Annotated in this window: 2 protein-coding genes; both read right to left on the bottom strand. The window is 68.6% G+C overall.

Annotation, left to right across the window (positions count from 1 at the left end; genetic code table 11):
* Window positions 1-218, bottom strand: a 218-nt coding sequence (locus D7231_RS35255; RefSeq protein WP_199739540.1) for a hypothetical protein, incomplete at its 3' end; no start/stop codon positions are given.
* 12 nt (window positions 219-230) lie between these two features.
* A partial coding sequence (locus tag D7231_RS35250) for an RHS repeat-associated core domain-containing protein (protein WP_147449905.1) occupies window positions 231-1,169 on the bottom strand: 939 nt, incomplete at its 5' end.

The following is a 1,169-nucleotide window of genomic DNA, read 5'->3' as shown; positions in this document are numbered from 1 at the left end:
ACCTGGCCGATGCGCTCAGCGATGGCCTCCCGGCCAAGGCCGGAGAGATCGACGAAGGCCGCGCCGTGCACCTCCAGCACGTCCGGCCAGTAGAGCCACCGATAGGGGATCGCCTCCAGCACACCGCCGGTCTCGGCGAGCCACTCCGCGGGCGTGACCGCCGTGACCTCGGGACGCGCCGCACGCAACAGCTCCAACGGGCTCGGGACGTTGTCCATGGATCGCCTTTCTCAATACCCCAGCGGGAGATTCTCCCCCGTCGCCGGTTCCGCCCGCCCTCCTCCGGTCGGGTAGTACAGCGGTGGTTCGATACCGGCATGCGGCTTCCCCTCACCCCGGAACCGAGGGCCCTGACGCCATCCCGAAGGAGCACGCGGCTCCTCGATCCACGTCTGGTAACGCGTCACCCGGCCACTCGCGTCCCGTTCGAAGACCGTGTGGCTCCCGGTCGCGTTCTCGTCGGGTTGCAAATGCTGCGCCCGCGGCCGGTGTGCCGCGAGGCCCAGTGGGTCCGACCAGGTGTGCGGGTTGTGGACATATGCGTAGGGGTGCGGCCCGGGGTCGAGACCCAGCGGGTCGGGTGTGGTGTAGCGCGCGGTGTGCGGGTCGTAGTGACGGTGGTAGTTGTAGTGCCAGCCGGTTTCCTCATCGGCGTACTGGCCGGGAAAGCGCAGAGGCATCGTGGTGGTGCCTGTGCCAGTCGTCTGACCCCACAGCGTTGTCCTCGCTCGCCAGGCGACCTCGCCGTTGTCACCGATCAGGTGGGTGGGCGCCCCGACGAGGTCGGTGACGACGGCGAAGAAGCGGCGGTCGATCTCCGCCTGCGGCGCATTCTGGATCTGCGTGAGGGGACGTCCCTCCTGGTATTCCCAGGTCAGTGTGAGTGGGCGGCCGGACCGGTTCTCCGTCTGCTCGATGAGCGTGCTCTCCTGCCACGTGAAGGCGGTGGATCCGACGACCGTTCCGTCGGCGGCGACGCCATGTTTCCCGATGCGCCGCCCGAGGGGGTCGTAGGCGTAACGCCAGCTCGTGCCGTCCGGCGTGATGACCATGGTGAGGCGGTCTTCGGCGTCCCACTCGTAGCGCCAGGTGTCGGGCTTCTTCGAAAGCCGCACCACCTGCCGCAGTACCGTACGCCCCGCGTCGTCGTACTCGTAGCGGACGCGTCC

The sequence above is a fragment of the Streptomyces klenkii genome (genome assembly GCF_003626645.1).
Classification (GTDB): domain Bacteria; phylum Actinomycetota; class Actinomycetes; order Streptomycetales; family Streptomycetaceae; genus Streptomyces; species Streptomyces klenkii.
The sequence above is the reverse complement of the archived record's forward strand: the minus strand, read 5'-3'. Positions and strand labels throughout refer to the sequence as shown.